This window comes from Streptomyces speibonae (genome assembly GCF_984686075.1).
Window position 1 is genome coordinate 7,345,809 of sequence record NZ_OZ480260.1, and the last position, 3,724, is coordinate 7,349,532.

Sequence of the window (3,724 nt, forward strand, 5' to 3'; positions counted from 1 at the left end):
GGCCGTCTCCTCCTACGAGCGTGACAGCACGTGCTCGGCCAGCATGACCTGGCACAGCTCGTTGCTGCCCTCGATGATTTCCATCAGCTTGGCGTCCCGGTAGGCCCGGGCCACCAGGGAACTGTTGTCCGCGCCGGCCGAGCCCAGGATCTGGACCGCCGCCGCGGCACCCTGTGCGGCCTGCGTGGCACCGACGTGCTTGGCCAGGACGGTGGCGGTGACCGCGTCCGGGGCGTTCGCGTCCCACAGCGCGCTCGCGTGCTCACACGCCCGGGTGGCGATCTGCTCGGAGACCAGCAGTCCGGCGAGGTGCCGCCCGACCAGTTGGTGTTCCCCCAGGGGCTTGCCGAACTGACGGCGTGAGCGCGCGTGGGCGCCCGCTGCGGCCAGGCAGCCGCGGAGGATACCCACGCAGCCCCAGCCCACGGACATCCGGCCGTACGCCAGGACGAGGGTGATCAGCAGCGGGAGGGGCATGCCCGCGCCGTCCAGCAACCGCCGTGCGGGTACCCGGACCTCCTCCAGCCGGATGTGGGAGTGTCCGGCGGCCCGGCAGCCCAGCGGATCGGGAACCGGCTCGATGGTGACACCGGGGGTGTCCGCGGGAATCGCGACGACCGCACCGCCGTCCTCGTACCGTCCGAAGATCACGAGTTCGTCGGCGTAGCGGGCCGCGGTGATCCACGTCTTGACCCCGTCGACCACCACGTCGCCGCCGTCGCGCCGGATGGTGGTGCGCATCGCGGCGACGTCGCTGCCGGCGTCCGCCTCGGAGAAGCCGACGGCCGCCAGCCGGCCCCGGACCAGACCGCCCAGCAGGCCGCTGCGCTGCTCGGCGTCACCGAGTCGCTGGAGGGCCCACGCGGCCATGCCCTGCGAGGTCATCACGCTCCGCAGCGAGCTGCACAGACTCCCGACCCGCGCGGTGAGTTCACCGCCCCGGGCGCTGTTCAGGCCGAGACCGCCGTACTCCTCGGGCACCTGGGCGCAGAGCAGGCCGCGGCCGGACATCTTCCGCAGCAGCTCGTGCGGGATCAGCCCGCTGCGGTCCCAGTCGTCCGCCTGGTCACCGACCAGCTCGGTGACCTCGGCCGCGAGCCGGTCAGGCATCGACGCGTCCGCCCAGCCGGGTCACGAGCCCGACCATCGAGTCGACCGTCCGGAAGTTGTCCAGGCGCATGTCGGCGCCGCTGATGGCGATGCCGAAGGTCTTCTCCAGATGGACCACCAGTTCCATGGCGAACAGCGAGGAGAGTCCGCCGGCCGCGAAGATGTCGACGTCGGGCTCCGGGGCCGTCCTGGTCCTGGTCTCGATGAAGGCCGAAATGGCCGACTGGACGTCCGTGGGTCGGTCGGTGGGGGCGGTCATGTCGCGCTCTCCTCGTACGTGTAGAAACCTTGTCCGGTCTTGCGGCCGTGGTGGCCGTCGGCGGCCTTGTGCAGCAGCAGGTCGCAGGGGCGGCATGCCTCGTCGCCGGTGCGCTTCAGCAGCACCCACAGGGAGTCGACCAGGTTGTCGATGCCGATCAGGTCCGCCGTACGCAGTGGTCCGGTGCGGTGGCCGAGGCAGCCCCGCATCAGGGCGTCGACGTCCTCGGCGGAGGCCGTGCCCTCCTGCACCAGCCGCGCCGCCTGATTGATCATCGGATGCAGCAGTCGGCTGGTGACGAAGCCGGGCGCGTCGCGGACCACCACGGGCCTGCGGCCGACCTCGCGCAGCAGGCCGCGTACGGCGTCCAGGGTCGCCTCCTGGGTGCGCGCACCGCGGACGACCTCGACGGTGGTGATCAGGCCCGGCGGGTTCATGAAGTGGACGCCGATCAGATCACCGGGGTGCCGCACGGCCTCGGCCAGCTCGTCGACGGGGATCGAGGAGGTGTTGGAGACGATCGGGGTGCCCGGGCGGACCCGTGCGGACACCTCGGACAACACCGCCTTCTTCAGGCCGGTGTCCTCGGTGATCGCCTCGATCACCAGCCGGGCGCCGCGGGCGGCGGACACACCGGAGTGCGGGCTCACCTCGCCCTGTTCCCGGTCCGGCGGCAGCGCGCCCATCAGGTGGGCCGTACGCAGTTCCTGCCGGATCCGGCCGGGGGCCCGCGTCAGCTGCTCCGGGGCGGTGTCCACCAGTCGTACGGGCAGGCCGTGGCCGGCCAGCAGTGCGGTGATACCCACGCCCATCACACCGGCACCGAGAACCGTGATCGGCTCGGTCGTCATCGCGTTTCCTGCCTTCTGTGGGTCACGGCACGGTCGTTCCCCCGGCACGGCGGCCACCGTGCCGGGGAGGGGAGGGAGAAGAAGAGGGGCCGTTCGCCGCGTGGCCGCGCCACCGGCCGGGATGCGGCGGGGTTTCAGACGGTTTGTTTGCGGGCGAGGGTGATGCCGTCGGCCATCGGCAGCAGGGACACGTCGACTCGCTCGTCGCCGTGCAGAAACGTGTTGAACTCCCGGATCGCGACGGTGTCGGCGTCCTGGGCGCCGGGGTCCACCACCCGTCCGAAGAACAGGGTGTTGTCCACCGCCACGAGACCGCCGGGCCGCAGCAGATCCAGTGACTTCTCGTAGTAGCGCCGGTAGTTGCTTTTGTCGGCGTCGATGAACACCAGGTCGAAGTGGCCCTCCCCGCGCTCCAGGCGCAGTGCGTCGAGTGTTTCGCCGGCATCGCCGATCCGTAGTTCGATGCGGTCGTCGACGCCTGCCTTCCGCCAGTACCGGGCCGCGATGTCGGGCCACCGGTCGGTGATGTCGCACGTGGTCAGCCGGCCCTCGGGCGGCAGGGCGCGTGCCATGCACAGGGTGCTGTAACCGGTGAAGGTGCCGATCTCCAGCACGTTGACCGCGCCCGTCAGGCGCACCAGGAGGGCGAGCAGCTGGCCTTCTTCGGCCGGCACCTGCATCGCGGCCCCCGCGGGCAGTTGCGCGGTGAACTCGCGCAGGTCGGTGAGTACGTCGTCCTCCCGCAGGGAGACCTTGCGTAAGTAGGCGTGCAGAGCGTCGGAGACAACGAGCTGTTCAGCCATCGTCGATTCCCATCGGGGTGCGTCCATCCGTGCCGTGCAGACCCGGCTCGTCGGGGCGTGCGGGTCGTTCCGTCCGGCCCGCGCGTGGCGCGACGCCGCGGTGCCCTTGCCGGCCCCAACACACCACTGGCTGACGCGCGTTGCCGTCGGACCGGGCGGCGGTCAGTCTACGAGCCGTCCTGAATCACGCGCCGTCCGACTTCAGGAATCGGCGGCGCGATGAAATGACCTCCGCCAAACCGTTGTCACCGTACGTAAAGGATCATATGCAAAGTGTAATCAAAGGGCGGAGTCAAGGTATTCGATCCGGCCAACCGCAGGGAAATACGTGCTGAATGTCTTCGACCATTGAGTGAATAAGAAGCAATTAACTGACGCTAATGGCCCGCAATCGGACGGGAGGGGGGTCCGTGCGAGGGAGTGGCTTGTTCCTTTCCTCGGACAGTATCCGGCGGCTCGGTGTTACGGGTTTCCGAACGCCCTTGTTCCGTATGGGAGTTGATGGCATCATCGGCCGTCGGCTGCCCGGGCCGCGGATGATGGAGCATGTTGCGGTATCGCTCTCTCCGCAGTGATAAAGAGGCGGTATTACGGTTTCCCCGCACGCGGCGGTTCACAGGAAAAAAAATGACCTGACGATGTTTCCGGAGTTCCCCCTGGGGCCAGGGTGAGAATTTGAGGAGAATTTTGAGGAGCAGGTG

At 69.1% G+C, this 3,724-nt stretch carries 4 protein-coding genes; all 4 read right to left on the minus strand.

Features of this window, described 5'->3' with window-relative positions:
* Positions 1 to 12: 12 nt before the first annotated feature.
* Positions 13 to 1,110 (minus strand): acyl-CoA dehydrogenase family protein, encoded by a 1,098-nt coding sequence (locus tag AC5L3C_RS33235; RefSeq protein WP_493652824.1) that lies wholly within the window; start codon positions 1,108 to 1,110, stop codon positions 13 to 15.
* A complete protein-coding gene (locus AC5L3C_RS33240) occupies positions 1,103 to 1,369 on the minus strand; it encodes an acyl carrier protein (protein WP_493652825.1) in 267 nt (88 codons plus the stop codon). The genes AC5L3C_RS33235 and AC5L3C_RS33240 overlap by 8 nt, the downstream gene beginning before the upstream one ends.
* On the minus strand, positions 1,366 to 2,220 hold the full coding sequence (locus AC5L3C_RS33245) for a 3-hydroxyacyl-CoA dehydrogenase family protein (protein WP_493652826.1): 855 nt from the start codon (positions 2,218 to 2,220) through the stop codon (positions 1,366 to 1,368). The genes AC5L3C_RS33240 and AC5L3C_RS33245 overlap by 4 nt, the downstream gene beginning before the upstream one ends.
* A 134-nt stretch (positions 2,221 to 2,354) precedes the next feature.
* Positions 2,355 to 3,023 carry an O-methyltransferase gene (locus tag AC5L3C_RS33250; RefSeq protein WP_493652827.1) on the minus strand — a complete coding sequence of 223 codons (669 nt, stop codon included), beginning with the start codon at positions 3,021 to 3,023 and terminating at the stop codon, positions 2,355 to 2,357.
* Positions 3,024 to 3,724 lie beyond the last annotated feature (701 nt).